This window comes from Crossiella sp. SN42, assembly GCF_023897065.1.
Taxonomy (GTDB): domain Bacteria; phylum Actinomycetota; class Actinomycetes; order Mycobacteriales; family Pseudonocardiaceae; genus Crossiella.
The window spans coordinates 41,188-67,271 of the sequence record NZ_JAMHIV010000038.1; the positions used below are offsets into that span (position 1 = coordinate 41,188).

A 26,084-nucleotide genomic window follows, 5' to 3' on the forward strand; every position below is an offset into this window, starting at 1 on the left:
CCTGCTAACTTTCGTTTGCAGGTGACTGACTGGGGAGAACTTGATGACACTGACCGATCGGATCGCGGCCTGGGCCACCCGGCACCGCCGGGCCGCGATCCTGGGCTGGCTGGGCCTGGTCCTGCTCGCGTTCCTGGCCAGCGTGCTGGTCACCGGACCCAACGCGCGCAACCTGGACCCCGGCGACACCGGCCGCGCGCAGTCCACATTGGACAAACAGGACGGCTACCTGCCGGTGGAGGAGAAGGTCCTCATCCAGGCGCGCACGCCGGGCGGGCACTTCGGCAACAGCCCGGAGCTGCGCAGGGCCACGGAGGACCTGGTCGCCGAGCTGGCCCGACGGCCCGACGCGGTCACCGACGTCCGCTCACCGCTGGAAAGCCGTTGGCAGGACCACGTTTCCGCTGACGGTCGCTCGGGCCTGGTCACCTTCAAGCTGGCCTGGCCGGTGGCGAAGCTGAGCGAGCACTTCAGCTTCGCCACCGGCGCGGTCCAGGCGGTCGCCGCCCGCCATCCCGCGGTTCTGTTCGCGCAGGCGGGGGACCGCAGCCTGTCCAGCGCGGTCGACGAGGCCATCAAAGCCGACCTGGCGCGCTCGCACCTGCTGTCCCTGCCGCTGGTGCTGATCATCCTGCTCATCGTGTTCGGCTCGCTGGTCGCCGCGGGCATCCCGGTGCTGCTCACCGTCAGCGGACTGGCGGCCACCTTCGCCCTGCTGTCGGTGATCGGCAAGGTGGTCGCCGTCAACAGCGCGGTCTCGGCGCTGATCCTGCTGGTCGGCGTGGCCGTGGGCATCGACTACTCGCTGTTCTACCTGCGCCGCTACCGCGAGGAACGACAGTCCGGAGTGGACGATCAGACCGCGTTGCGCACCACCGCCCGCACCTCCGGGCACGTGGTGCTGGTCTCCGGCCTCACCGTGATCCTGTGCCTGAGCGGCCTGGCGCTGACCGGGCTCGGCGTGCTCACCGGCGGCGCGATCGGCATGGCCGTGGTGGTCGGACTGGCCATGGTCGCCTCGGTGACCGTGCTGCCCGCCATCCTGGCCGCGCTGCGGCACCGGGTGGACGGCGGCCGCATTCCCTGGCTGGGCAAGGGCCGGACCGCGGCGCGGGAGTCCCGGATCTGGTCCGGCGTGGCCACCAGGGTGGCCCGGCGGCCGGTGCTGTGGGGCGGGGCCGCGGTGCTCGCGCTGCTGGCCATGACCGTGCCCGCGCTGGACATGAAGCTCCAGGACGCCGCCCCGGTGAACAGCCTGCCGCGCAGCGTGCCCCAGGTGGACGCGGCCCTGCGCATGCAGGAAGCCTTCCCCGGCGCGCCGACCCCGGCCAGGGTGGTGATCTGGCAGCGCGATGAGTCCACAGTGGACGGAATGCTGGCCACGGCGTTGGCGGACCGGCTGCGCGCGCAGGTCAAGGACAGCGGTGGCCTGCTGGCCGGTCCGCTGACCGTGGACCGGGTGGACAAGGCGCTGGTGGTCCGGATGCCGCTGGCCGGCTCCGGCACCGACGACACCTCGGTCCGCGCGCTGGAACACCTGCGGCACAAGGTGATCCCCGAAACCCTCGGCGCGTTCGGGCAGCTGGACGTCGCCGTGTCCGGGCGGACCGCGCAGACCACCGACTTCACCGCCCAGCTGCGCGAGCGCACCCCGCTGGTGTTCGGGTTCGTGCTGCTGCTGTCGTTCCTGCTGCTGGTGCTGGTCTTCCGCTCGCTCACCGTGCCGCTGGTCTCCATCGCGCTGAACCTGCTCTCCATCGGCGCGGCCTACGGCGTGATCACCTGGATCTTCCAGTACGGCAACCTCAGCGACCTGCTCGGCTTCACCCCCTACGGCGGGGTGATGGGCTGGCTGCCGCTGTTCATGTTCGTCGTCCTTTTTGGACTGAGCATGGACTACCACATCTTCATCCTCAGCCGGATCCGCGAACGCTGGCGCGCGGGCCTGTCCGCCAAGGAGGCGGTGGTCAGCGGACTCGGCGCCAGCGCGGGCGTGGTCACCAGCGCCGCGGTGATCATGACCGTGGTGTTCGCCGTGTTCGTCACGCTCACCTCGATCGAGAACAAGATGCTCGGCGTCGGCCTCGCGGTCGCCGTGCTGCTGGACGCCACCCTGGTCCGCGGCGTGCTGGTGCCGGCCGCGCTGGCCCTGCTCGGCGAGCGAGCCTGGCGCTTCCCAGGACGGCGGGCGCACTAACCTTGCTGCTCATGTGCTGGGTGCCGCGATGACCGGGAAGCCGCCGACGGGGGACGACCTCCTGCGGGTGCTGGCCACCCTGGCCAACCCGCACCGGCTCCGGGTGGTCGCGGCCCTGGCCGCCGAGCGCCAGTACGTCAGCGCGCTGGCCCGCGAGCTGGGCATCAGCCGGGCGCTGCTCCAGGTGCACCTGCGCAAGCTGGAGGCGGCCGGGCTGGTGAGCGCTCAGCTGGAGCTGTCCGCGGACGGCAAGGCGATGAAGTTCTACGAGGTGACCCCGTTCGCGATCGAGCTGACCCCGGCCAGCGTCGCGACCGCCGCCCGCACCCTCAGCACACCGGAAGAACAGGAAGACTGACCCATGAGCGCCCGTGCCTGGCAGGAACTCGTCGGCGTGTTCGGCGTCTTCACGCTGATCACCGTGGTACTGACCGTGATCATCTGGCAGAGCTTCATCTCGGTGCGCGCCAAGGCCAGCGCCGCCCGCGAACAGGCCTACCAGGAGCTGGCCGCCCGCGCGGTGGCCGCCCAGGAGCAGACCGCCCGGGAGCTGACCGAGGCCAGGGCACAGCTCACCGAGGTGCAGACCCGGCTGGCCTCGGTGGAACGGATCCTGCGCGAGGTCGAGTGAGCACCGCACGCTGAGCCCGGCCGGTCCGGACCGATTGCCGGGGCCGACCCGCGGGTGTAGTGCTATGCACATGCATCCATGGGTCGGCCGGGCGCGTGGGGCCCTCGCCGGGCTCGCGCTGGGCGACGCCCTGGGCATGCCGACCCAGTCGATGCCGCCCGCCGCCATCGCCAGGTGCTACGGCCGGATCACCGGACTGGTGGATGCCGTTGCCGCCCAACCGATCGCGCCGTCCAGGCCGGCCGGTTCGGTCACCGACGACACCGAACAGGCGCTGCTGCTCGCCCGGCTGCTGATTCAGGGCCAGGGGCGGGTCGAACCGAGGGAGTTCGGCGAGGCGCTGCTGGCCTGGGAAGAGGTGATGATCCGCCGCGGCTCGGCGGATCTGCTTGGCCCATCGACAAAACTGGCCCTGGCGCGGCTCGCCCGGGGTGAGCCGCCCACGGAGACCGGGCGGAACGGCACGACCAACGGCGCGGCCATGCGGGTCACCCCGGTCGGCATCGCGGTCCCGCCCGACGACCTCGATCGGCTGGCCGACGCGGTCGCGGTGGCCGCCACGGTGTCCGCCGGATCCAGCCGGTCCGAAGCCCTTGACCTGGGCGAACAGGGCGCGGAACGCGGTGCCCGGCGCGGGCGCTGGGTCGCCGGTGGGGAGATCGCGGCCTGGATCCGCTGGGCGCGGGGCTGGGTGCGCGGGATCGCGCGGGCGGACCTGGCCGCCGCCATCGGCACGGTGATCGGCACCTCGGTGGCCGCGCAGGAGTCCGTGGTGGCCGCCTTCGCGCTGGCCGAGGCCCTGCCCGCCGACCTGCTCGCGCTCCGGGGCCGGGCGTGAGCGGGCAGCTCGTGTTCACCGGCCAGGTGGTGGTCGACCTGGTGCTCACCGTCTCCGGCCTGCCACCGTTGGGCGGTGACGTGCTGGCCTCGGCGGTGAAACTGACCCCCGGCGGCGGCTTCAACGTGATGTCCGCGGCCACCCGCTCCGGCGCGGAGGTGCTCTACGCGGGCAGCCACGGCAGCGGCAGCTTCGGCGACCTGGCCAGGGCCGCGATGCTGGCCGAGGGCATCACCGTGGTCAACCCGCCCACCCCCGGCGCGGACACCGGCATCGTGGTGGTGCTGGTGGACGAGGAGACCGGCGAGCGCACCTTCGTCACCGGCGTGGGCGCGGAGGGCGTGCTGGACCCCGGCCGGCTGGACCTGGTGCACCCCAGCGCGGCGGACATGGTCTACGTCAGCGGCTACAGCCTGCTGCACGCGGCCAACCGGGACGCGCTGCTGGACTGGCTGGGCAGGCTGCCCAGTCCGACCGTGCTGTTCGACCCCGGCCCGCTGGTGGAGCAGGTCGTCTGGTCCGACCTGACCGCGGTGCTGTCCAGAGTGGACATACTGAGCTGCAACGCCCGTGAGGCCAAACAGCTTTCCCGCACCAACACCACCCGCGCCGCCGCGGCCGCGCTGGCCACCCTGGTGCCCAGCTTCGCCACCGTGATCGTCCGGGACGGCCCGGCGGGCTGCCTGCTGCAGCGGGACGGGCGGATCACCACGGTCGCCGGGTTCAACGTGGACGCGGTGGACACCAACGGAGCCGGGGACGCGCACTGCGGGGCGCTGCTGGCGGAGTTGTTGCGCGGCAACGGGATGTTCGAGGCGACCAGGTACGCCAACGCCGCGGCCGCGATCGCGGTCACCCGGCAGGGACCGGCCACCGCGCCGGTGCGGGCGGAGATCGAGCGGCTGATCGGAACGGGGTTCTGGGCATGAGCGAACCGCTGAAGGTGGAGACCCACGGCATCAACGTGATCGGCGACGCCGACCGGCACGGCAGGCCCCGGCAGCTGTTCTGGCCCTGGTTCGGTGCGAACGTCTCCGTGCTCGGCCTCAGCTACGGCTCCTTCGTGCTCGGCTTCGGCCTGTCCTTCTGGCAGGCCGTCTCCGTCGCCGTGCTGGGCATCGTGTTCTCCTTCCTGCTCTGCGGATTCGTCGCGGTGGCAGGAAAACGCGGTTCCGCGCCCACCATGTTGCTCAGCCGCGCGGCCTTCGGTGTGCGCGGCAACCGCCTGCCCTCGGCCATCTCCTGGCTGCTCACCGTCGGCTGGGAAACTGTGCTGGCCACCCTGGCGACCCTGGCCACCGCGACGGTGTTCGAGCGCCTCGGCTGGGGCGGCGGCGTGACCACCAAAGTGTTGGCGCTGCTGGTGGTCACCGTGCTGGTGGTCGGGGCGGGGGTGCTCGGCTTCGCCACCATCATGCGGCTGCAAACGGTGATCACCGTGGTCACCGGCGCGCTCACCCTGGTCTACCTCGGCCTGGTCGCCGACCACATCGACTGGGCCGCGGTCACCGCGCTGCCGGCCGGGAGTGCGAGCCAGTTCCTCGGCGCGCTGGTGTTCCTGATGACCGGCTTCGGCCTCGGCTGGGTCAACGCCGCCGCCGACTACTCCCGTTACCTGCCAAGGCAAACCGCCGGTCGCGCGGTGGTCGGCTGGACCACCTTCGGCGCCAGCCTGGCCCCCGTGGTGCTGCTGCTGTCGGGCCTGCTGCTCGCCGGATCCGCGCCCCAGCTCAACGCCGCCATCGCCACCGACCCCATCGGCGCGCTGACCACCCTGCTCCCGGTGTGGTTCCTGGTGCCCTTCGCCCTGGTCGCGGTGCTGGGTCTGGTCGGCGGCGCGGTGCTGGACATCTACTCCTCCGGCCTGGCCCTGCTCGCCGCCGGCGCCAAGATCTCCCGGCCGACGGCCGCGTTCCTCGACGGCGTGCTGATGGTGCTGGGCACGGTCTACCTGGTCTTCCTCGGCGGCGCGTTCCTCGGCCAGTTCCAGGGTTTCCTCACCACTCTCGGCGTCCCGGTGGCCGCCTGGTGCGGCATCATGCTCGCCGACCTGGCCCGCCGCCGCCGTGACTACACCGAACCCGACCTGCACGACCCGGCGGGCCGCTACGGCGACGTGCGCTGGGGCCCGGTCCTGCTGATCGTGGCCGCCACCGCCCTGGGCTGGGGCCTGGTCACCAACACCGCCGCGGGCTGGCTCGGCTGGCAGGGCTACCTGCTCGCCCCACTGGGCCTGGCCCAGGACTTCGCCGGAGCCAACCTCGGCGTCCTACTCGCCCTGGCCCTGGGCTTCCTGGTCACCCTGCTGACCAACCGCCGCGCGGTCGCCGCTCAGGAGGCGGCGTGACCGTTCACTCGGAGAAGACGACCGTCCGCCGGTGATAGGGCTGGGAGACCGCGGCCAGCCGCTCCGGTGGCCAGATGTCGGTGCGCTCGCTCAGGCTCAGCTCGCCGTCCCGGCGCAGGAGCCAGACCTGGTCGAGGTCCCGGTGCAGCACGGCGTCCCCGCCGACCCGCGCCAGCAGCCCGGAGACCAGGCGCACCATCTCGTGCTGCGCGGCCGCGATGTCCCGTTCCTTGTCCGGCTGGAAGATCACCGACACGGTCGGGTTGATGCCAAGGTCGGTGACGAGCACGTGCCAGGACGGCTTGCTGGTGCCGAAGACCCGCAGCCAGCTGCCGGAGACGCTCACCGCTCCCTCGGCCAGCCGCTCCGGGCTGACCGACTCGTCGAACAGGCCCTCGGCGCGGCCGAGGGCGTGCAGCTCGCGCGCCACCTCGGCCGGCGACGACGGGGTCACGAGCTCCAGCAGGTAGGAAATGGCCATTCGCCTCGTCCTCGCTCGGTCAGGGGTAGAAGGGGATCACGGTGCCGTCGCGGTCGATGACGATGATCTCCTCCAGCTTGTCGATCGGATAGTTCTGGAACTGTCCGCGCAGCTCGTCCAGGTTGACCGTGCTGTCGGCCAGGTTGATCACGTGCCGGTAGGCCTGCTCGTCCTCGATCTTGTCCGAGATCACGCTGGCCACGCCGCGGGGCGTCTTGGTCGGCCCCGGCGCGTAGGCGTCCCAGTACTCGCCCTGGATGAAGTAGTCGGGATTCTTGCCGTTGGGCTTGGCCGGCGGGTTCTGCATGATGTCGTAGCCCGCCTTGGCCAGCGTCCGCGCCCCCTCGTTCTCCCGCAGGTGCCCGCGCTTGGTCTCCTCGTCGTCCCCGGGCCTGCTTACCGTCGGATTGCCGGAGGGCTCGCGGTCGGGGCTGGGCTCGTGCTCCGGCTCGGTGTGCGGGCTGAGCGCGTCCCGGATCTCGTCGCCGATCTCGGCCGCGAGCTCGCCGATCGCAGCGCCGATGTCGTTGCCGTTGTCGACCACGTCTTCCAGCAGTTCCTCGAACCAGTTGCCCTCCTCCTCCGGCCCCTGGCTCAGCCGCTGCTCGGCCGCGAGCATCCCGGCGGAGAGGTCCCTGGCCAGCGAGGCGGCGATGAACTCCTGGTACGGCTCGGCCCACCGCGGCGGCAGCAGGAAGGTGGCCGCGTAGGGCACCGAGTGCGAGGCCACCCCATCGTGGATCATGTTCTTGACCCCGGTCACCTCCTCAGCGAACTGTGCGGAGCGCGCGGCCAGTCCGCTCATCCGCCGCGCCACCCCCTCGGCCCGGCCGTCCAGCTCGCCGGTGCGCACGGTGAAAGCGGTGCCGCCCTGGTCGGCCCAGCCGCGGGGCAGGTCGCTGAGATCAGTGCCGCGCAAGCGGTTCAGGTTCGCCGCGGCCTGCCGCCAGCCCTCGGCCAGTCGCCCGGCCCTGGTCTCGTCGCTGTCCGGCCAGCCGCCGATCGCCGGGCTGACCCTGGCCCACAGGCCGAGCGGGTCGGCGGGTTCGGCGATGGTCATGCCGGGTCGAACCTGGCCGCGCTACGGGCGTCGGCGGCCTCGTAGTCGGCGGCGCAGGCGTGCCCGGTGCGGCTCATGCCCTCGTACAGGCCGGGCATCCGGCCGGCCATGGTGCGCGCCGGGGCGGCCCGGTGCGCGTAGCCGGCAGCGAAGGCCCGGCCCAGCCGGTCGCCGCCGATGCCGGACTCGCCGTCGGTGATCTCGCCGCGGTCGCGCGCCCACGCGCCGTCGAACTCCGCCGCGGCCGCGGACATCCGGTGCAGCGCGGCCCGCGCCGGTGCGAACCGCATGTTCAGGTCATCGCCCATGGTGCCTCCCTCGCTCCGCACGCAGTGTCGGGCCGTGGCGGTCGCGCGGGGCCGCACTGGCCCCTTCCTGCCAGCATCGCGCAGTGACGCAGGCCACGAACTGACCAAATGACGAATCTGGTCAGTTGGGTCTAACCTGGGATCATGGAAACCACGGACAACAGCGGCCGCCGCGCACTGGTGGTCGGACTGGGCGTCAGCGGAATCGCCACCGCGCTGCGGCTCCGGCGCGCGGGCTGGCAGCCGGTGTTGATCGAGAAGGCCCCCTCGCGGCGCTCCGGCGGCTACTTCGTCGGCCTGTTCGGCGCGGGCCGCGCGGCGGCCGGACGGCTGGGCATCCTGGACGGGATGGCCGACCGGGCCGCCCAGGACGGGGTCAACTTCGACATCGACCGCGAGGGCAACCGGCGGCGTGGCCTCGGTTTCAAGGACCTGCCCGGACTGCCCCGGCTGATGGTGCGCGGCGACGTGGAACAGGCCGCCTTCGCCGCGCTGCCGGCCGAGGTGGAGATCCGCTACTCGACCGTGCCCACCGCCATCACCCAGGACGCCGGCGGCGTGGACGTGACCCTGCGCAACACCGCCGACGGCACCGTGGTCACCGAGCGGTTCGACCTGGTGGTCGGCGCGGACGGGCTGCGCTCCACGGTGCGCTCGCTGGCCTTCGGCCCGCACGAGCGCTACCTCAGGCGGCTCAACTTCATGGTCGCGGCCTTCTCGCTGCCCGGCTCGCTCACCGACCTGGCCTCAGAGGACGGCGTGACCCTGCTCGAACCGGGCCGGTCCATGTGGATCTTCCCGTTCCGCGACCACGCGCCGACCGTGCTGATCTCCTACCGCACCGAGGACGTGGACGCCGAGTTCAGCCAGCCGCCCGCGCAGCGGGTGCGCGCCGCCTTCGGCCCCGGCCCCACCGGCCGCGCGCTCGGTGAGGTGCTGCGGGCCATGGAGAACGCCGAGGAGCTGCTGTTCGACTCGGTCGAACAGGTCAAGATGGACCGCTGGCACCAGGGCCGGGTGGTGCTCCTCGGCGACTCGGCCTGGTGCGTGACGCTGTACGCGGGCATGGGCGTCTCCGCCGGACTGGCCGGGGCCGACCTGCTCGGCACCATGCTGGAGCGGCACCCGCGCGACCTGCCGCGCGCGCTGGCCGCCTGGGAGGCCAAGCTGCGGCCCAGCATCGAGTACTACCAGCAGATCGGGCTGGAGCAGCAGGCGTTCTTCACCCCGACCAGCCGGTTCCAGATCGGGCTGCGCAAGATGCTGGCGCGCTGGCAGAAGTGGCCGCTGGTCGGGCGCTGGCTGCGCGCGATGTGGGAGGGCGGCAAAGCCAGCCGCATGAAGGACATGGACATCGCGCGGGCATGATGGAGACGTGCCGCCGGCACCCGGCGCGCGGAACGGGAGATCGGCGATGGCCCAGCTGCTGGAGCAGGACTCGGGGAAGGCCGCGCGCATCCTCGCCGCCGCCAGGGAGCTGTTGCTGCGCCGCGGCGTCAAGGGCGTGACCATCGCCGAGATCGCCGAGCGGGCGCACGTCGGCAAGGGCACCGTCTACCTGTACTGGGGCACCAAGGAAGACCTGTTCGTCGGGCTGTTCGCCAGGGAGTTCCTGGCCGCGGTGGACGAGATGATCGAGCTGTTCAGCACCGACCCGGACGCCGCGCGCCCGCACCGGTTCTGCCCGGTGCTGGTGCGCACCGCGCTGGAGCGCCCGTTCATGCGCGCGCTGCAGACCGGCGACGCGGACAGCCTCGGCATCCTGCTGGAACACCCGCGCAGCAAGGAGCTCATGGGCTCACTGGGCCCCAGCGAGCTGATGCACGCGGTGCTGCCGGTGTGGCGCGCGCACCAGCTGGCCCGCACCGACTGGCCGGTCGACGAACAGGCCTATGCGTTGCGCGCCTTGCTCGCCGGCTTCTTCCAGCTGGCCAGCAGCTCGCACGCGCTCAACGAGGTCACCGTGGCCGAACCGGATCGAGTCATCTCCGCCGCGGTCACCGCGCTGCTGGGGGAGCCGACCGCAGGCGCGGCCGAGATCAGGGCCACCGCCGAGGAAGGGCTGCGCCTGCTGCACGCGCGGCGCGCGGACGTGCTGGCCACCATCACCACCACCAAGGAATGAGGCGAACAGCGTTGCCACAGCACCGCGAGGTCTCCGTCAACGGCATCACCATGCACATCGCCGAACAGGGCGAGGGCCCACTTGTCCTGCTGCTGCACGGTTTCCCGGAGAGCTGGTACTCCTGGCGGCACCAGTTCCAGCCGCTGGCCGAGGCCGGCTACCACGTGGTCGCGCCGGACCAGCGCGGCTACGGCGGCACCGACCAGCCGTCCGATGTGGACGACTACTCGATCTTCCACCTGGTCGGCGACGTGGTCGGGCTGATCCACGCGCTGGGGGAGCGGCAGGCCGTGGTCATCGGCCACGACTGGGGCGCCCCGGTGGCCTGGAACACCGCGATGATGCGGCCCGACCTGGTCCGCGGCGTGGGCGGGCTCAGCGTGGCGCCCGCCCCGCGTGGCCCGGTCCCGCCGCTGGTGGCCGCCCGGCAGCGCTTCGGCGACGGCTTCTACCAGATCTACTTCCAGGAACCCGGTGTCGCCGACGCCGAGCTCAACCGGGACATCCGCAGCACCTTCCGCAAGACCCTGGCCGCCACCTCCGGTGAGAGCGACAGCTCGGCGGCCACCCCGACCGCCCCGGCCGGCGGCGGCTTCCTCTCCGCGATGCCCGAGCCGGAGAAGCTGCCCAGCTGGCTCACCGAGGCCGACATCGACGCCTACACCGAGCAGTACCAGCGCAACGGCTTCACCGGCGGCCTGAACTGGTACCGCAACATCGACCGCAACTGGGCGCTGACCGCCCCGTGGCAGGGCGCGCCGATCACCGCGCCCGCGCTGCACATCACCGGTGAACGGGACCTGGTCCGCGGCTTCTACCCGCCGGACTACCTGGAGCGGCTGCCCGAGCAGCTGCCCGGCCTGCGCACCGTGCTGGACCTGCCCGGCTGCGGGCACTGGACCCAGCAGGAACGCCCGGACGAGGTCAACAAGGCGCTGCTGGAGTTCCTGGCCGGCCTGTAGCTCAAGGTCTGATTCCCGCCAGCCACGCGCTGGCCCCGGCGGGTTGACTCCCTCCCGGACACCCGGTGTCAGCCGGCGGTCCGGGAGGGAACGTCGTGCCGGGAACCCGCGTCAGCACCCCGATCCAGTTCAGCCTGCTCGCGCTCACCTGGGGCGCCAGCTTCCTGTTCGTCAAGATCGCGCTCACCGGCCTGACCCCGCCGCAGATCGTCTGGGGCCGCCTGGTCCTGGGCGCGCTCACCCTCGCGGCGATCATGCTGCTCACCCGGCGCTCGCTGCCCCGCGAACCGGCGCTGTGGGGCCACCTGACCGTGGTCTCGGTGCTGCTCTGCGTGCTCCCGTTCCTGCTGTTCGCCTGGGCGCAGAGCCACATCTCGGCCAGCCTGGCCAGCATCTACAACGCCACCACCCCGCTGTTCGCCACCGCCTTCGCCGCCGCCCTGCTCCGCACCGAAGGCCTCACCCCGCACCGCCGCACCGGCCTGCTGCTCGGCTTCGCCGGCGTCCTGGTCATCATCAACCCGTTCGCCGCCACCCTCACCGGCAGCCTGCCCGCCCAACTGGCCTGCCTGGGCGCCACCACCAGCTACGGCCTGGCCTTCGCCTACCTGCGCCGCTTCCTCAGCCACCGGGACATTCCCGCCATCACCCTGGCCTTCATCCAGGTGGCGACGGGCGCGACCCTCATGCTGCTCAGCACGCCATTCCTAGGCGCGCCAACGGATCTGTCCCCGTCCGTGCTGCTGAGCATGCTCGCCCTGGGCGCGCTGAGCACCGGCCTAGCCTACGTCTGGAACACCGTGGTGGTCCGCGACTGGGGCGCGGCCAACGCCGCCGCGGTCACCTACGTGACCCCCGTGGTCGGCGTCCTGCTCGGCGTGCTCGTCCTCGGCGAACCCCTTGCCTGGCACCAGCCCCTCGGCGCGGCCCTGGTGCTGCTGGGCATCCTGGCCGCGCACGGCAGGCTGCGCCGGATCAGTAGGCGACGTGCGCCAGCCAGTCAGCCAGCAACGCCCGGTCCCCGGTGACGCTGACCCGGTCATCACCCGGATCCACCCGCCGGGTCAACACCAGCAACACATCCCGCGTCCGCCCCGCCAGCACCACCTCCGCCCCCGCCGACTGCGCCCCCACAGCTCCCGCAGCCCCCACGGCCTCCCGCTCCCACCGCGCCCCGCCCGGCTCCCGCGTGATCAACCACCCCGCCTGCCCGTCCGTCGGCCGCACCGCCAGCCGCTGCCCGTTTCCGCGCAACCCGGCCAGCCCCGGCACCCAGGCCACCGCCTCCGGCGTGGTGATCAGCTCCAGCCCCTCGCAGATGGTGTCCGCGGCCAGCTCCGGCGCCACCAGGTAGTCCCGCCCGGCCACGTTGGCCGCGTCGAAGTGGTGCACCACCAGGTCATGCAGCAGCCGCCGCAGCCAGAACCGCGGCGAAGCGGGACCGAGGAAGGTCCACACCGGCTCCTCGCCCCGCAACTCCACCGCCTCGATCAGCTCGCGCACCCCGTCCACCAGCCAGCCGCGCCAGCCCGAGGGCGGCCCGGGATCGGCCTGCTTCGGATCCGGCACCGGCACCGCGCTCCCGCCCTGCACCAGCTCGCCGGCCCAGCGAAACCCCTGCCCGATGTGCCCCACCAGGTCCCTGACCAGCCATTCCGGACAGGTCGGCACCCGCGCGGCCGGGTCAAGCCCATCCACCACGGAGACGAAGGCCGCGATCTGGCCACGCGCCCACGCACTGAGTTGATCGGTCGTCATGTCGGTACCGTAGGAACTCCACTGGGGTGGAGGTTCGAGCAAAGGTGACCGAGGACACAGTCGGTATCGGCGAGCTGGCGCGGCTGACCGGAGTGCCGGTGCGCACCATCCGGTTCTACTGCGACGAGGGCGTGCTGGAGCCCGTGCGCACCACCGGCGGCCACCGCCGCTTCAGCCCTGCCACCGCCGACCGCCTCACCCTGGTCCGCAACCTCCGCACCCTCGGCCTGGGCCTGCCCGCCATCACCACCGTCCTCAATGGACAGACTTCCCTGGCCGAAGCCATCACCGCCGAACGCGCCACCCTGGACGCCGAACTGGCCACCCTCTCCTGGCGCCAAGCCAGCCTCGCGGCCCTGGAACAAGCGGACCCCACCGCCCGCGCCGCCCGCCTGGCCCTGCTCGCCGCCGCCCAGGACGGCTGCACCGCCCACGCCGCCCTGACCACCTTCTGGCGCCGGATCTTCGTCGCCCCAGCCCGCCCCGAAACCATCGAGATGTTCCTGCACGCCAGCGCCCCCGCCCCACCCCGCAACCCCACCCCGGCCCAGGTCACCGCCTACGCCGAAATGCTCACCCTGCTCGCCGGCCCCGCCCTGCGCCACGGCCTGCTCCGCCAAGCCCACCGCAACCACGCCGACATCCCCGACGAGGACGCCCTGCACTGGTCCATCGGCCCCGCCTGCGACCAAGCCCGCGACCTCATCCTCACCCACCACCACCCCGGCCCCAGCCCCGCCCTGGACGCCTTCGTCACCGCCCACGCCCAAGCTCGCCACACCACCGACACCCCCACCTTCCGCCGCACCCTCGCCGCCACCACCACCATCAACCGCCACCCCCACCTCCGCCGCTACTGGCACCTCACCACCACCATCACCGGCGAACCGGTCAGCCCCGGCCAGGCGTACACCTGGCTGCTCGACGGGCTTCCCGCCACCGCTGAACCCCAGGCAGGTGACCCCGTGGGCGCCGGGGCGGAGTGATCGCGTATGGTTTCCGTGCCGAACGCCCCGGTAGCCCAACCGGCAGAGGCAGCGGACTCAAAATCCGTCCAGTGTGGGTTCGACTCCCACCCGGGGCACAGCGCTTGACCACACAAACACAGCCCATGACCAGGCAGAACCCGGTCATGGGCTGATCTTGTCTTGTCCGGCTGTGTCCGGTCGTCACCGGCGAAATACGGGCGTTTGCGTCCAATACGCATCCAAGTTCGAGTCAGGTGTCGCGCAGCGCCTCCTCGATGCGCTTCCGGTTCCGGTCCTCGTTCCCGGCGATGCAGGCGGCGTAGACCCGCAGCAGCACCTCGACGCTGTGCCCGGCCCACTCGGCGACCTGGGTCGGGTCCACACCGGCGTTGAGCTGGGTCGAGACGCAGGCGTGGCGCAGGTCGTACGGGCGGCTGGCCAGCGGCGAGTTGAACTCTCGCTCGGTCAACCCGTCCTTCCGTGCCTTGCGCCACGTCCGGCTGATGGTGCCCTCGGAGATCAACTCCCCGGAGCGCACCCCATAGAACAGGTGCCCGGTCTTGTTCACGCCGAAGGTCTTCAGGTGCCACCACAACAGCGCGGTCAGTTCCGGCGGCGACAGCACCACCCGGACCTCCCCCTGCTCCCGGTGCTTGAGCCCACGCGGGTCCCGCCTGGTCCCGGAATCACTCCACGCGGCCCCGGTCTCCGGCGCGGACTCCCACAGGTAGATCTCGCCCCAGCCTTCGGCTGGCAGCTTGAGGTCTTCCTCGCGGAGGTTGATGGCCTCGGCCGGCCGGGCCGCGGCGTAGTACATCAACGCGAAGTACGCCTTGAGGCGCGGCCCGGACGGTTCCTGCTTCTCGACTTCGCCAAGCAGCCTTTTGGCCTGGCCGTGGTTGACGACCACGCGCTTGTCGACGACCCGGACCGCCTTGGTCGCCTTCCACTTCACCTCGGGCAGTGCGTTGCGGGTCAGCACCTTGAGCTCCTCGACGCCGTACTTCAGGGCGTTGTGCAGCACAGCGCGCTTGCGGCGGACTACCGAGGACGCGGCCTGCGTGCCGTCGAGCTTCAGCGTCAGCCGGTCGGCGACCGGCCGCAGCACGGTCGCGTCGGCCAGCACGGATACCGGTTTGGTGTTGCGCTCCAGCCACCGGAACGCCGCCGCGATCTCCTCGGCCGGTTCGCCCTCCTGCTGGCGGCGGAGGTTGAACGCCCAGCCGCTGAGCGCCCGGCGGAGCACCTTGTCGTCCGGCTTGCCGCGGTTCGTGCTCAGCATGCCCAGGGTGACCGCGGTCAGGGTCTCGGCGATGCCGGCGCGCGACTTGCCCGCCGAACGCGGCCACTTCATCTTGTTGTAGGCCATGGCGAAGGCCAGCCAGCTCATTTCCCGCTCGGCACGGGCCATCGAGACCGGGAGCCCGGTCTCGACGACGAACGCCTCGCCCTGCCTTTGCGCGGAAAGGAGTTGGGAGCGGAAACTCTCGGCGAGCGCGGTGGTCTTGAACGGCTCCGTGAACACCTTGCCGTCAACAACCCACCGCACCTTGTAGGTGGTGGTGCGCTCGCCCACATAGACGGAGGTTTTCCGCATTCTCACGTTGTAGGTCGTGGCCATCAAGCGGCGCCCTTCTCTGCCAGGGATTCGAGCCACTGCTCGTAGTCGTCGAGGCGGATGCGTAGATCGCCGTTAGGCAGCTTCACGCAGCGCGGGCCGCGCTTCTTGGCCCGCCAGTCGTAGAAGGTCGACCGAGCCACGCCGAGGCTCGCGCAGACTTCGGGCACGGTGAGGAACTTGCGGGAGGCGGCGGCCATGATCTTTTCCTTCCAGGAGAGCGGAGGTACGTCGTCATCCCCGGCAGCCGCACCGCCGCCGGGCCTGCTGGAGCTGTGCGCCGGGCAGGGTGCCGGGTTTCAAACCCGCAAACCCGCAAACCCGCCGCCGTAAGGCCGTGAACTGGGAAAACAAGGTGCGGGTTTGGTGCGGGTCAAACCCGCAACCCGGTCCGCAAACCCGCACCCAAACCCGCAAACCCGCGCCCGCGGGTCACCACAGCTCGGCCGGCGCGGGCGCCGCGGCCTCGTCCTGCTGCGGTCCGGTGCCCTCGGCCTCGGCCTGTTCGACCCAGAACACGCGGGCGTTGGCGTGCCGGTCGTGGGCTGAGCGGAGCACGTAGCCGCCGTGCCAGCGGCCGATGTGCCCGGTCAACACCCGGCCCAGGCTCTTGGCCGAGGGGACGCGACCGGAGTCGTCGGTGAGGAACGCGCCGTTCCACCGATCGACTGGGCGGCCGTTGTCGTTGTCGATCTCGGCTTGCTGGCGCAGGCGGGTGGCCGACATCGGGTTGTCGTTGTTCAGCTCCCACCAGCGGGTCAGGAATGCGCCCCATTCCGCGTCTTCGTCGTCGGCCTCGCGGAGATCGGCCAGGTTGTCCAGGAAGCCGTCGATTCCGTGGTGGGCCAGCAGCCCGCCGGTGGCCTGTGCCCAGCCGCTGAACTGGCGCATGGTGTGCCCGGAGCGCGGTGCGCCGGCGGCGATCCAGTCCAATACCAGGATCAGCAGGTGCCGCAGCACCTCGACCCGGTTGGCTGGGTCCTTGAGCCAGGTGTCCAGGTGCGGAATGCCGAACGCGCTCTGGTCCCGTTGGTCGGGGTGGGGGTCGTTGGGGTCCAGCCGGATAAGCACGGTGCGGGTGGCCATGTCCCCGCCCAGGCGCAGGTTGTTCCCGGTTGCCAACCAGGCCCGGTCGTTGGTCGCGGTGAACCCGGCGCCGGAGGAACCGAGCATCCGCGCTGACCACTCCGGACCGGTCAGCAGCTGGGCCAGCACCGGCGAGGCCACTTCGGTGCCCTCTTTGATGTTGTCCCACAACATGATCGGCGCGCTGCTGTGGAGTGCGGAGGTGATGGCCTTTTCCAACTCGGCGTCATCGCCCTTGCGCCAGACCAGGGTTTTGTGGCCGTAGAGGTAGCCGATGACCTCGGCCAGCAGCGTTTTGCCGCTGGACTGGGTGGTGGCCGAGATCAGCCCGAAGGGGATCAAGCACCGCAAGTACGGGCGCAGGATCGGGGCGAGCAGCAGACCGATGTGGTTGGCGCGGTCGGCCTCGGCGACGAACGGGAAGTCCCTCAGCAGTTGGCCCAGCAGAAACTGCCGGGCGCCGGTCACCTCCTCGGCGGTGGGTGTGGTCGGGATGGGTGGCATGCGGACGGTGGGCGCGTAGTACAGGCCGGTGGGCGGGTCGTAGCCCTCGATGTGCAGCAGCGTGCCGTCCGGGCGCAGCACCGGCGAGCCGACGATGCCGGTCAAGGGCCTCACACCGGGCCAGTACCGCTGGGAGAGCACCGCGGCCAGCGCGGACTTGGTCGGGCTGGCCTCAACCTTGGTCAGTTTGCCGGGTGTCGTGTTTCCCGCGTTGTCGGTGGTGTCAGGCTCCTTTTTGAGGCGGTAGCAGTAGGTGTGGTGGGCCAGCAGGAACGCCAGCGCCGGCGCGGTCAGCGGCTCGGCCGTCACCGTCGGCGGAGCACTGGGGTCAGCCTGTCCGGAGACCCGGGACAGGTGCACCAGCTGGCCCCCGGCGACGAAGACATCCGGCAACGAACCCTCAGCCAGAGTGCTGGTGAGGGCGCGGATCGCTTCGGCTTCTCCGCCGATGCGGATGGCCAGCCGGTCGGCCGGTAGCTCGTCGGTCGGCTTGGCCGCGCTGGGGGCGGGGCCGTCGTGGGTGGCGGTCATGCGGCGGTCTCCAGCTCTGGCACGGGCCGCGGTCTGCGGAAGCCGCTGGCGATGGCGTAGCGGATCTCCGAGGCCGGAAGCCGGGCATGGGCGGCGGCCTGGGCCAGCGCGGTCTGCACCTGGTCGCGGTCGATCCACCCAGCCGCGGCCATCCCCGCCAGCTTGCTGGCCTCCCGGAACAGCTTTCGGTTGCGGCCGGAATCCGGGGCCATCGCGGCGAGCTCGGCGCAGGCCGAACGCAGCGCGCCCGCGGCGAACCGCTCACCCCGGCTGCCCCCGCCGGCCGGACCGGACAGCGCGGGCGCCGGTGCCATGCCGGACGCTGGAGCTGCGGCGTGGCGGTCGTGGCCGGTGGCGGCGAGCCGTTCGGCCAGCCAGGCCGGGAGCGGGGCTGGGGTGGTGGTGGCCGAGATGCGCCGGTATAGCCCCGCGGTGGTGCGGGAGCCGGGGATGACGACGTACCCGGCGTAGCACTTGATGTCGACCTGCCACCCCAGCCCGGTACACACCCGGCCGAGGCTGGACGCCTTGACGCTGCTGGACTTCCACCGGCCAGCCTCGGCCGCGTAGATCAGGTGCAGCCCGCCGGACGGTGTTTGGGTGCACAGCGTGCCGGCGGTGTCCACCGCGGCACCGTGCATCCCGGCCAGTGCGGCGAAGACGTCCAGCCCGTCCACCGGCACGCCCGCGTCGGCGGGCCAATCCAGGCCGTGCAGCGGCTGGGCGGGGGCGGGATCGGGGCGGGTGTCCAGGTCGACACCGAGCAGCCCGGAGACGCCGAGGTGCAGTCCCCACACGCTGGATCGCCAGGTGCGTGCCCAGCGGGTGATGACGGCGGGGTCGGCGCTGGCGGCCCAGACGCCGTGGCAGAGCGCGCCGTCCTGGCGGGCCAGGCACGGGCAGTGCGGCGCGGTGTGGTCGGCCCGGTCGGCGCGGCAGGCGGTGCATCCGCCCAGCGGTTTTTTGGTGCCGGGGTTGAGGGGGAGGACGTGCCAGCCGAGGTGGGTGGCCATCCACAGCGCCACCGTGGCCGGGTTGTCGGATGCTCTGGTGGTCATGGTCAACCTCCTGTCTGGACGGTGCGGCCAGCTGGGCGGGGAACGGGGCTGAGGAACGGGCAGGCCCTACTACCCGCGCGGGGTAGTAGGGCCTGCTGGCGGTGCAGCTGTTGGTGGCCAGCTACACCGGTAGTTGTCGATCTCGGATGCGGATGGTGCGGATTCCGGCGGCCTCGGCCAGCGCGGCGCAGTCTGCTGATCCCGGGAGGTGGGGAGCAGGAAGGCCAGGCACAACTGCGCGCCGAGGGCGATCATGTGGCGGTTGCGGATCGGTCCTGCGGCCCAGCGGTGGCGGTGCCAGGCGGCGGGGTGGGCTTCGGTGCCAGGCCCCAGCTGCACCACAGGTGCGCGGCGATCCGGTCGGCTCCCCGGCAGTCGCCGTGCACGAGCACGGCCCCGGGGAACTGGCGGCGGGCGCGGGCCAGGTGTTCGGTGATGATCGGGACGTTGGTCCAGTTCCGGCTGCCGGTGATGAGGATGCGCGGGGTCACCTTCTGCCTCCAGCGTCCTGGAGCTGGCTGTACAGCCGCTGGCAGTCCTCACAGCCGCACAGCTGGACGGAGAACTGGCCGAAGCCACGGAAGGTCTCGCCGGGCTGGGTCACGGTCTCGATCCGCTCGTTGGTGGCGTTGTTCCAGGTCGGCAGCAGCTCCGGGGGCAGCAGGTCGCCGCTGTCGCAGATCTCGCGCCCGAACGGGGCGTGGTGCAGTTCGGTGGCGTTGCAGGTCGAGCAGCGGTGCACGATCAGACCCATGGTCAGCTCCTTGGGGCGCGTCGAAGACACGGGCGGGTGGGGTTCAGGCGGCGCTGGGCGCGGCCAGGTCCAGGGAGGCGGCCACGGCGCGCACCAAGAACTCGGCGGCCGGCGGCGTGACCCCGTTGCCCAGCTGGCGGATCTGTTCGCGCCGGGTGCCGGTGACGACGTAGTCGGGGGTGAAGGCCATGGCGGCCTGGACCTCGGCGGGCTGGAGCATCCGGAAGGTGCAGTCCTCCACCACCGGCATCTGCCCGGCCTCGGCGGCCTGGACCAGGCCGTGGTGGTTGCCGTTGGCGCAGACTGTGGCCAGCGGCTCGTTCACCTGGCGGGCGGTGGATCCACCACCGCGCAGTTCGGCGATGAAGGCCAACCCGTGCCGGTCCAGGGTGGTGACCGTGCCCAGCGGCTGCTGAGCCGGGTGGGCGTGCCCGGCGGCGGAGTAGTACGGGACCACCAGCGCGGATTCCAGCCGGGTGGTCTGGGTCCGCAGCGGCTGTGATGTCGGCGCGGGGGCCTTGCCGTCGCGGCCTTCCACCGGCACCACCAGTGCCTCCATCTCCCGGGTGGTGCGGGCACGGAACGGGTCGCTGACGGTGCTGGCGGTCTCGTTCCAGGTGCCGCCGGAGGGCACCAGCAGGGCGCGGGTGGCGGTGGTGGTCAGCGTGGCGGTGGGCTGGTCCACCGGCCAGCCCCGCGAGTACACCGGCCGCCCGTCGGCACCGGTGCGCACGTAGGTATTGCCCGCGGCTTCGATGGTCATCGGACGCCCGTAGCGCTCCAGCCCGACCCGGATGCGCGCCAGTGTCTTGTCCGACAGCGGTTTGACGCGGTCACCGATGCGTTCGCCGGGGGTGTCCCAGTCGATCGCCGCCGCCGCGGGGAGGGCGTAGGGCTCGACCTGCCGGGAGCAGCCGGGGGTGGTGCAGGCGTAGAGGTACTGGGCGCGGTAGCGGCCCCAGCGGGCCATCGGCCACGACCGGCCACGCGGCTTGAACACCTGGCGGCACTCCACCTCACGGTCACAGCCGAGGCACCAGCCGAGGGGCCGGATCTCCAGCTCCGGTGCGGGGTTGCCCTTGCGCCAGAACACGATGTACATCCGATCCCGGCTCTGCGGTGCCCTCGGGGCGGCGATGGCGGGGGCGTGCATGGAGTTGAGGTAGACGACGTGGTGGTCATAGCCCAGGCAGTCCATAGCCTGGAGCCACGCCCGAAACGGCGTCCAGTTCGCGGCATCGACGACGTTTTCCACGATCACCGCGCGGTAGGTGTGGACTTCGGCGAAGCGGACGACGTCCCACATCGTCGACCTGCTCCTCTCGGCCACGTGGTCGGCCACCACTTCACCGAACAGGTCCGGCTGGTTGTCTGACCGCTTGCGGCCCTTGGCCACGGAGTGGTTGGTGCACTCCGGACTGGCCCACAAGATGTCGGTGGCCCGGTAGCGGCGGGGCTCGACCTGGGAGATGTCCGCGCAGTCGTGGGCGCACCCCGGGAAGTTGACCTGGTGGGTCTCGATCGCGCGCGGGGAGTGGTTGGCGGCCATGACGAGCTCCACCCCGGGCACGGCAGTCGCGCCGAGACCCGAGCCCCCGGCGCCGCAGAACAGGTCGGTGACGGTCAGCATCGCGGGTCCGCATCCTTCCGGGGCTTGGTGGGGATCTCGCTGGCCGCAGGTGCTGTGCCGTCTGGATCTGCCCATTCGGCGCGGCGGAAGTCGATCTCGTCGTCTCGGCGGTCCAGCTCGCCGAACAGGTAGGCCAGGTCCCCCTCGCGGTGTTGCCGTGCGGCGGCGAGTTCGTGCTCGCGCTTGGCCAGGGCGGGCCGGACCCACAGCCGCCAGACGTCGGCGGCCAGGTCGCGGATGTAGTCCGGGTCGGACGGCGGGTCGCCGAGGTTGGCGCTCCAGCACGAATCGGCGGCGGCCAGCGCCAGGGTGAACTCCGCCAACTGCTCGGCGTCACGCTGGGCGGCGGGGCTGGCATCCAGACGGGCGGCCACGCCTTCGGCGAGCGCGGCTGTGGCTGGCTGCGACGGCTCGTGCTTCACCGGCCACCGCCGCTGGCCACGTTGTGCCGTTGCAGGGCCGGGCGCACGACTTCACGCATCAGGCCCTGGGTGACCTTCTCGGCGGTGGTGGCCAGCGCGGTCGAGCTGGTGAAGGTCCCGGGTGGGAAGGCGGTGGACAGCCATCCGAAGAAGTACGCCTCCAGGTGGTTGGCCAGGTCGGTGTCCAGCGTGACGGTGGTCTTCATGGCGACTCCAGATCAGGTGGAGGCGGGTGGGGTGGCTCAAGCCGCAACCCGGCCGCGGGCGGCTGCGTCGTTGGCGGACCGGTGCGGCTCGGCTGGGGCGAGGGTGAAGAGGTCCAGCTGGTCGGGCTGGCAGGCGATGCGGCGTTGGATGCGGCGGTGCCGGCCGAACAAGAACGTGGTGCAGTTGGCGCAGGACTTGGCCGGTGGGCGCCCGCGGTGGGAGGGGTGCACGGTTCCGCAGGCGGTGCCCGTGCCCTTCCACCACCGGCCAGTCAGCGAGCCGGACTGGGAGTCCGCCGAGGCCAGGTAGCGGCCGCTGCGCAAGATTCCGTCGATCTTGAACCCGAAGCCGTGCAGCCGGGTCAGCCCTTCGGTGTGCAGGCGGGCCAGGATCTGCTCGGCCTCGCCGGTGGCCTGGCGGCGGCAGACCGATCCGACCCCCACCACGGGGTGGGTGCTCAGGTCGGTGCCGCGGGCGGCGGCCAGGTCGCGGTGGCGCAGGTAGTCATCGACGTGCTGGCCTTGCAGGACATAAAGGATCGGCAACTCCGGGGCCAGCTCCCGCAGCTGGTGGTAGTTGCGGTCGGAGCGGTCCTGATGCTCAGCCACGGACAGGCCGGTACCGGCGAAGTACACCGGGGCGCGGCTGCGCGGGTTGCGGTGCTGGAGGCTGAGCAGCCGGACCCCGTTCTGGTACCAGCCGCCTTCCCGGATCTGCTGTTCGCACATCCAGTCCTGCTGGGCGGCCCACCGAAACGGCCCCAACTCCTCCCACAGCCGCCGCAGGAACGCGACGTAGGTCTGGGGGGAGATGGTCCATCGGCCGTGTTTTTGCAGTTCGGAGAACCCGCCTGAGTCCACGGCGTAGGGCACGGTGGCCCGGGGGAACGGGGTCTTGCGGCGGTGGAGGGTGGAGTAGGAGGGGAACATGACCAGGCCCTGGTTGTCCGGGTGCCACAGCCAGTTCGGCTGATGGACGCCGAAGTAGAAGTCCTCGGGACGCATCACGCGTCCCGAGGCATGCCGCCGGTCACCACCAGCCGCCCTTCGGCTTCGCCTTGCGGGCGCCCTTCTTCGCGGCCTTCTTGGCGGCCTTCGCCTGGGCCTTGATGGTTTTGCAGGCCGGGCAGGTCACGGTCATGAGGTAGCCGCTGACCTTGACCTCGGTGATGGTCAGCCCGCACAAGGTGGTGGACGTGCTGCTCAGCCAGGAGCGGCTGGCTTCGATGTGGATGATCCAGTTCGACATGGCGACTCCAGGTCGGGTGGGGCTGGCGGGCGGCCGGTGGCGCGGCACGGCCGCCCGCCAGGGCATGGGAAGGGGCCGGTGTTCACCGGCGGCGGTGGGTGCGGCGGCGCAGCCACTGCCAGAGGCGGACGCCCCGGCGGAGCCGGGTGCCGGTCCCGGCGCAGGCCGGGCACGCTCGTATCCCGCCGAAGACGCCGCGGGAGCGCTGCACGCTGTCCCCGCCGCAGGCCGGGCACGGCCGCAGCGGGTAGAACCGGCAGGCCGCGACGTAGCCCACAGCCAGCCCGACCAGGCCGAGGCTGGCCAGGTTCGCCAGCGGCGGGACCAGGCTGGTGAAGGCCAGCGCGGCCAGCGCGCTGAGCAGGATCGCCGCGGGCAGGCTCACTCGCCGTGCTCCGGCAACTCGAGGAAGGAGTTGTCCAAGCCGAACGTGCTGGCGGTCAGCACCGCCACGTCCTCCGCGCTCCAGTAGCCCTCCGGCGGCGCGACGTTCGGCGACGGTTCCAGCCTGGGCCGGGGCTTCGGCTTGGGCTTGCGCTTGGCCATGAGACACCTTTCGTTCACTGTGTGTAACCATTGGTGGATGTGGTGGACCTCGGGGAGGTCCGCTGGAGCCGGGTGAAGGGGCGCGTGAGTCAGCGCGTGGCGCGTGAATTTTCACAACCCAGCCCAAGATGCCCGTTCACGCGCCTTGACCTGCACAGACTCTGCGCAGGTGAATGGGTGAACGGCGAGGTTCCGTCCCGGCCTGCAGGGCCGGGGCGGGGGGTGCGGGCAGGCGGTGCCCGCTCACTCACCGGCCGGGATGGACTGCCTCTCGCTCACCGCAGCCTGGATACGCTCGGTGACTGCGGTCGGTTGGCGGGAGGGCCAGGTGACCGGCACACCGACCCCGTCGAGCCACTCGGCGAGGGTCTTGCCGTCCAGGCTTTTGTAGGCGCGGTAGCTCGGGGCGAGCTTGCGCAGCCACCCGGCGGCGTCGGTGAGCCGGACCTTCTCGTGGCCGTGGCAGACCTGGGCGAGATCGGCCAGCCAGTCCCGCTCCGCCGCCGCGGGCTGCGCGCCGGCGGCCTGGCCGCCGCGCAGCTCCAGGGCGCGCTTGACCAGCTGGGTGCGCTGGTCCTTGGTGAGGAAGTAGCTGCGCAGCGCCCCGGGGGTGGGCAGGAAGCCGCGGGTGATGGAGGTGCCCGCGTCGTTGAGCTCGGTCTCGGTCTTGGGCTTGAGGCCCAGGGCGGAGATGCCGTTCTCGTGGGCCTTGTCGCCGAGTACGACGTTGTTGCGGGTCTTGTCGCTGATGGCGAAGCAGGCGGTGTTGGAGGTCACCGACACCAGGTCACGCGGCAGCGACTGATCCGAGGGAACCGGGGTCGCGAAGATCACGGTGATGCCGTACTTGCGGGCGGCGGAGAAGAACCGCACCATCCCGTCCACCACCTCGCGCCGCTTCTTCGGGGTGGGCTGGCGGAAGTAGGACTGGCACTCATCGATCACCACGATCCGGGGCCGCAGGCGGGCGTCCTTGGCGGCAAGTTCCCGGGTGACGTAGTCCTCGTCGTATTTCTTCAGCAGTTGGCCGCGTAGCTCCAGATCGGCGTGCAGGGCCTGGATGTGGTCCAGGCACGCCTGCACCTTCTCCTTGCTGTCGCCGTCGGAGAAGGTGTTCAGGCACGGCTTGAGCCAGTCGTAGTCGTTGTTGGTGGCAAAGACGAACACGTCGATGTCGACCAGCGGGTCCAGGATCGCCCCGGCCAGCAGCGCCAGGATCAGGGTGGTCTTGCCTGAGCCCATCTCCCCGGCGATGACGTAGTTACGTTCGGAGGTCACCCCGGTGACCAGGTCACCGCGAGGGGTGATGCCGACCGGGAAGCCCTTGAAGTAGTCGGTGCTGCCCTCCTCCAGCAGCGGATACGGCGGCACCGGCTCCCGCAGCACCCCGGGGTCCAGGCGGTGCAGGACCATCACGGTCGGGTCGTGCTCGTCGGCGACGATGAACAACTCCTGCATGCGGCAGCCCAGGTTGTGGGCCAGGTACTCCTTGGCCTTGGCCACCGCGGTGACCGGCACCCCGTGGGGCAGGCGGAGCTTGACGGTGTAGCCCTTGCCTTCCTTGATCGGCAGCAGCACCCAGGCGTTGTCGGTGTCGCGGTTGGGCCAGCCGTCCTTGATCGCGGCGGCGAGCTTGTCGTTGCGGATGTTGGCCAGGGCGATGGCCAGGGAGGACTCGGTCAGCTCGATGTACTGCATCGAGGTCCCCAGCGTGGTGCGCAGCGACTCGGGCAGGATCGCCTCACCCAGGCGCACCCCGTCCTTCCACCGGCGAAAACCCCACACACCTGCCCCTGCCAGGGCAAAGACCCAGACGTTGAGTACGCACCAGGCGGCCAGGGCGTAGCTGCCGGTGGCGATGGCGCCGGTGGTGGACAGCACGTCCATGGTGCCGAAGTCACCGAAGAGTTCGACGTCGAAGATGCTGCTGACGTCGTTGGCCAGCCCCAGGGTCAGGGCGGTGGCCAGCACGCAGCCGCAGGCCAGCGCACCGCGTTTGCCGAGGTACCAGCCCAGTTCCGCGCGGGCTTGCAGGGCCTGGACGCGCAGCTGGCGCTCTTGCTGGATCTGCTGGTTCAGCTCTGCCACCTGCGCCAGGTCACCGGCGGCCAGCGCGGCGCGCCGGGCACCGCGGGCATCGAGCTGGCCGTGTTCGGCCTTGCGGCGCTGCCGCTCGGCCTCCATGCCCTTGAGGATGAAGGTGCCGTGGCGGCGCACGAAGCGCACGCCCCGGCTGCCGCCGGTGCGGCGGGCCAGGGTGAGCACCCCGTGGTAGGCGCGGGCGGTGTCGCGGGCGTAGCCGCGGTAGCGGGCCAGCGCCTGTTCCTTCTGGGACAGGTACGCCCGGTACTGCGCATCGGTCAGCACCTCCCCTTCCAACGCCTCGGGCGTGGCGGTGGTGGGCAGGTAGTGCACGCGGGCCAGTTCCTCACCGGTGCCCTCCGGGGCGGCCGGGGCGGCGGCAGGGGGTTCGTTGTTGGTCATGCCGTTTCTCCTTCCTCGGCTGCCGGATCGGCGGTGCGGGTGCGGTGTCGGTGGGCGCGGATTTCCTGGCTGGCCCACAGCAGCGCGCCGGGGACGGCGAGCAAGGCCAGCCACTCGGTGATGAAGGCGGCGGCCAGCAGCGGCAGGCCCAGGGCAGTCAGTTCCAGGGCGTGCCAGCCCACCCACGCCCCCGCCGCCGCCAGGGGCGGGCGGTGCCGTTTCGGCACGGGGGTCCCTGCCGCCGTGACGGGCACGATCGCGGCACTAGGGGCGGGCTGCGGGCTGCCGTTGGCGGAGGTGGTCCCGGGGGCGGGGTGGGGG

Annotated in this window: 30 protein-coding genes and 1 tRNA gene; 12 read left to right on the forward strand and 19 right to left on the reverse strand. The window is 71.5% G+C overall.

What is annotated here, in order from left to right:
- The first annotated feature begins 43 nt into the window (after positions 1-43).
- The 6 genes from M8C13_RS36090 (at position 44) to M8C13_RS36115 (ending at position 6,013) form a co-directional block, all read left to right on the forward strand.
- Positions 44-2,197, forward strand: a complete 2,154-nt coding sequence (locus M8C13_RS36090; protein WP_252485283.1) for an MMPL family transporter — start codon at positions 44-46, stop codon at positions 2,195-2,197.
- 28 nt (positions 2,198-2,225) lie between these two features.
- Positions 2,226-2,555: a helix-turn-helix domain-containing protein gene (locus M8C13_RS36095; RefSeq protein WP_252485284.1), complete on the forward strand. Its 330-nt coding sequence runs from the start codon at positions 2,226-2,228 to the stop codon at positions 2,553-2,555.
- Positions 2,556-2,558: 3 nt separating this feature from the next.
- Positions 2,559-2,828, forward strand: coding sequence for a hypothetical protein (locus tag M8C13_RS36100; protein WP_252485285.1), 270 nt, complete (start codon positions 2,559-2,561; stop codon positions 2,826-2,828).
- A gap of 64 nt (positions 2,829-2,892) precedes the next feature.
- Entirely contained in the window at positions 2,893-3,666 is a 774-nt protein-coding gene (locus M8C13_RS36105; RefSeq protein ID WP_252485286.1) for an ADP-ribosylglycohydrolase family protein, read from the forward strand.
- Positions 3,663-4,595: a PfkB family carbohydrate kinase gene (locus M8C13_RS36110; protein ID WP_252485287.1), complete on the forward strand. Its 933-nt coding sequence runs from the start codon at positions 3,663-3,665 to the stop codon at positions 4,593-4,595. The genes M8C13_RS36105 and M8C13_RS36110 overlap by 4 nt, the downstream gene beginning before the upstream one ends.
- Positions 4,592-6,013 carry a cytosine permease gene (locus M8C13_RS36115; RefSeq protein WP_252485288.1) on the forward strand — a complete coding sequence of 474 codons (1,422 nt, stop codon included), beginning with the start codon at positions 4,592-4,594 and terminating at the stop codon, positions 6,011-6,013. Before M8C13_RS36110 ends, M8C13_RS36115 begins: the two co-directional genes overlap by 4 nt.
- Before the next feature lie 4 nt (positions 6,014-6,017).
- Here M8C13_RS36115 and M8C13_RS36120 read toward each other — a convergent pair whose 3' ends face one another.
- From M8C13_RS36120 to M8C13_RS36130, 3 genes are read right to left on the reverse strand one after another with little or no spacing between them, the layout of a single operon-like run.
- A complete protein-coding gene (locus tag M8C13_RS36120) occupies positions 6,018-6,494 on the reverse strand; it encodes a SitI3 family protein (protein ID WP_252485289.1) in 477 nt (158 codons plus the stop codon).
- A gap of 19 nt (positions 6,495-6,513) precedes the next feature.
- Entirely contained in the window at positions 6,514-7,554 is a 1,041-nt protein-coding gene (locus M8C13_RS36125) for a hypothetical protein (protein WP_252485290.1), read from the reverse strand.
- The gene (locus M8C13_RS36130; protein ID WP_252485291.1) at positions 7,551-7,862 is read right to left on the reverse strand and encodes a hypothetical protein; all 312 of its coding nucleotides are present in this window, start codon (positions 7,860-7,862) and stop codon (positions 7,551-7,553) included. Before M8C13_RS36130 ends, M8C13_RS36125 begins: the two co-directional genes overlap by 4 nt.
- Before the next feature lie 144 nt (positions 7,863-8,006).
- On the opposite strand from M8C13_RS36130, the gene M8C13_RS36135 reads away from it, so the two are divergent.
- The 4 genes from M8C13_RS36135 (at position 8,007) to M8C13_RS36150 (ending at position 11,977) form a co-directional block, all read left to right on the forward strand.
- Positions 8,007-9,230, forward strand: a complete 1,224-nt coding sequence (locus tag M8C13_RS36135) for an FAD-dependent monooxygenase (protein ID WP_252485292.1) — start codon at positions 8,007-8,009, stop codon at positions 9,228-9,230.
- Between the two features lie 46 nt (positions 9,231-9,276).
- A complete protein-coding gene (locus M8C13_RS36140; RefSeq protein WP_252485293.1) occupies positions 9,277-9,987 on the forward strand; it encodes a TetR/AcrR family transcriptional regulator in 711 nt (236 codons plus the stop codon).
- Positions 9,984-10,949, forward strand: coding sequence for an alpha/beta fold hydrolase (locus tag M8C13_RS36145; protein ID WP_252485294.1), 966 nt, complete (start codon positions 9,984-9,986; stop codon positions 10,947-10,949). The genes M8C13_RS36140 and M8C13_RS36145 overlap by 4 nt, the downstream gene beginning before the upstream one ends.
- Positions 10,950-11,044: 95 nt before the next feature.
- A complete protein-coding gene (locus tag M8C13_RS36150) occupies positions 11,045-11,977 on the forward strand; it encodes a DMT family transporter (RefSeq protein WP_252485295.1) in 933 nt (310 codons plus the stop codon).
- Here the strand turns inward: M8C13_RS36150 and M8C13_RS36155 are convergent.
- Positions 11,925-12,707, reverse strand: a complete 783-nt coding sequence (locus M8C13_RS36155) for a maleylpyruvate isomerase family mycothiol-dependent enzyme (RefSeq protein WP_252485296.1) — start codon at positions 12,705-12,707, stop codon at positions 11,925-11,927. The genes M8C13_RS36150 and M8C13_RS36155 overlap by 53 nt on opposite strands.
- Positions 12,708-12,751: 44 nt before the next feature.
- Here M8C13_RS36155 and M8C13_RS36160 point away from each other — a divergent pair, with 44 nt between their 5' ends.
- Together M8C13_RS36160 and M8C13_RS36165 are read left to right on the forward strand one after the other, a co-directional pair.
- Positions 12,752-13,693, forward strand: coding sequence for a MerR family transcriptional regulator (locus M8C13_RS36160; protein WP_252485297.1), 942 nt, complete (start codon positions 12,752-12,754; stop codon positions 13,691-13,693).
- 24 nt (positions 13,694-13,717) lie between these two features.
- Positions 13,718-13,791 (forward strand) — tRNA-Leu (locus tag M8C13_RS36165).
- A 134-nt stretch (positions 13,792-13,925) separates the two neighbouring features.
- Here the strand turns inward: M8C13_RS36165 and M8C13_RS36170 are convergent.
- From M8C13_RS36170 to M8C13_RS36240, 15 genes are all read right to left on the reverse strand, one after another.
- Positions 13,926-15,272 carry a tyrosine-type recombinase/integrase gene (locus tag M8C13_RS36170; protein WP_252485298.1) on the reverse strand — a complete coding sequence of 449 codons (1,347 nt, stop codon included), beginning with the start codon at positions 15,270-15,272 and terminating at the stop codon, positions 13,926-13,928.
- Between the two features lie 23 nt (positions 15,273-15,295).
- Entirely contained in the window at positions 15,296-15,493 is a 198-nt protein-coding gene (locus M8C13_RS36175) for an AlpA family transcriptional regulator (RefSeq protein WP_252485299.1), read from the reverse strand.
- A 232-nt stretch (positions 15,494-15,725) separates the two neighbouring features.
- The gene (locus tag M8C13_RS36180; RefSeq protein ID WP_252485300.1) at positions 15,726-17,414 is read right to left on the reverse strand and encodes a hypothetical protein; all 1,689 of its coding nucleotides are present in this window, start codon (positions 17,412-17,414) and stop codon (positions 15,726-15,728) included.
- The gene (locus M8C13_RS36185) at positions 17,411-18,472 is read right to left on the reverse strand and encodes a bifunctional DNA primase/polymerase (RefSeq protein ID WP_252485301.1); all 1,062 of its coding nucleotides are present in this window, start codon (positions 18,470-18,472) and stop codon (positions 17,411-17,413) included. The genes M8C13_RS36180 and M8C13_RS36185 overlap by 4 nt, the downstream gene beginning before the upstream one ends.
- A gap of 251 nt (positions 18,473-18,723) precedes the next feature.
- The gene (locus M8C13_RS36190) at positions 18,724-18,963 is read right to left on the reverse strand and encodes an SLOG family protein (protein WP_252485302.1); all 240 of its coding nucleotides are present in this window, start codon (positions 18,961-18,963) and stop codon (positions 18,724-18,726) included.
- Complete coding sequence (locus M8C13_RS36195) at positions 18,960-19,226, reverse strand: hypothetical protein (protein WP_252485303.1); 267 nt, start codon at positions 19,224-19,226, stop codon at positions 18,960-18,962. The genes M8C13_RS36190 and M8C13_RS36195 overlap by 4 nt, the downstream gene beginning before the upstream one ends.
- A gap of 43 nt (positions 19,227-19,269) precedes the next feature.
- Positions 19,270-20,856, reverse strand: coding sequence for a DNA cytosine methyltransferase (locus tag M8C13_RS36200; protein WP_252485304.1), 1,587 nt, complete (start codon positions 20,854-20,856; stop codon positions 19,270-19,272).
- Entirely contained in the window at positions 20,850-21,278 is a 429-nt protein-coding gene (locus M8C13_RS36205; RefSeq protein ID WP_252485305.1) for a hypothetical protein, read from the reverse strand. The genes M8C13_RS36200 and M8C13_RS36205 overlap by 7 nt, the downstream gene beginning before the upstream one ends.
- Complete coding sequence (locus M8C13_RS36210; RefSeq protein WP_252485359.1) at positions 21,275-21,484, reverse strand: hypothetical protein; 210 nt, start codon at positions 21,482-21,484, stop codon at positions 21,275-21,277. The genes M8C13_RS36205 and M8C13_RS36210 overlap by 4 nt, the downstream gene beginning before the upstream one ends.
- Positions 21,485-21,520: 36 nt before the next feature.
- Positions 21,521-22,489: a hypothetical protein gene (locus M8C13_RS36215; RefSeq protein WP_252485306.1), complete on the reverse strand. Its 969-nt coding sequence runs from the start codon at positions 22,487-22,489 to the stop codon at positions 21,521-21,523.
- 25 nt (positions 22,490-22,514) lie between these two features.
- Positions 22,515-22,733, reverse strand: coding sequence for a hypothetical protein (locus tag M8C13_RS36220; protein ID WP_252485307.1), 219 nt, complete (start codon positions 22,731-22,733; stop codon positions 22,515-22,517).
- Between the two features lie 82 nt (positions 22,734-22,815).
- Positions 22,816-23,118, reverse strand: a complete 303-nt coding sequence (locus M8C13_RS36225) for a hypothetical protein (RefSeq protein ID WP_252485308.1) — start codon at positions 23,116-23,118, stop codon at positions 22,816-22,818.
- The gene (locus M8C13_RS36230) at positions 23,115-23,279 is read right to left on the reverse strand and encodes a hypothetical protein (protein ID WP_252485309.1); all 165 of its coding nucleotides are present in this window, start codon (positions 23,277-23,279) and stop codon (positions 23,115-23,117) included. The genes M8C13_RS36225 and M8C13_RS36230 overlap by 4 nt, the downstream gene beginning before the upstream one ends.
- Positions 23,280-23,522: 243 nt before the next feature.
- Positions 23,523-25,763: an ATP-binding protein gene (locus M8C13_RS36235; RefSeq protein ID WP_252485310.1), complete on the reverse strand. Its 2,241-nt coding sequence runs from the start codon at positions 25,761-25,763 to the stop codon at positions 23,523-23,525.
- Positions 25,760-25,990: a hypothetical protein gene (locus M8C13_RS36240; RefSeq protein ID WP_252485311.1), complete on the reverse strand. Its 231-nt coding sequence runs from the start codon at positions 25,988-25,990 to the stop codon at positions 25,760-25,762. Before M8C13_RS36240 ends, M8C13_RS36235 begins: the two co-directional genes overlap by 4 nt.
- Positions 25,991-26,084 lie beyond the last annotated feature (94 nt).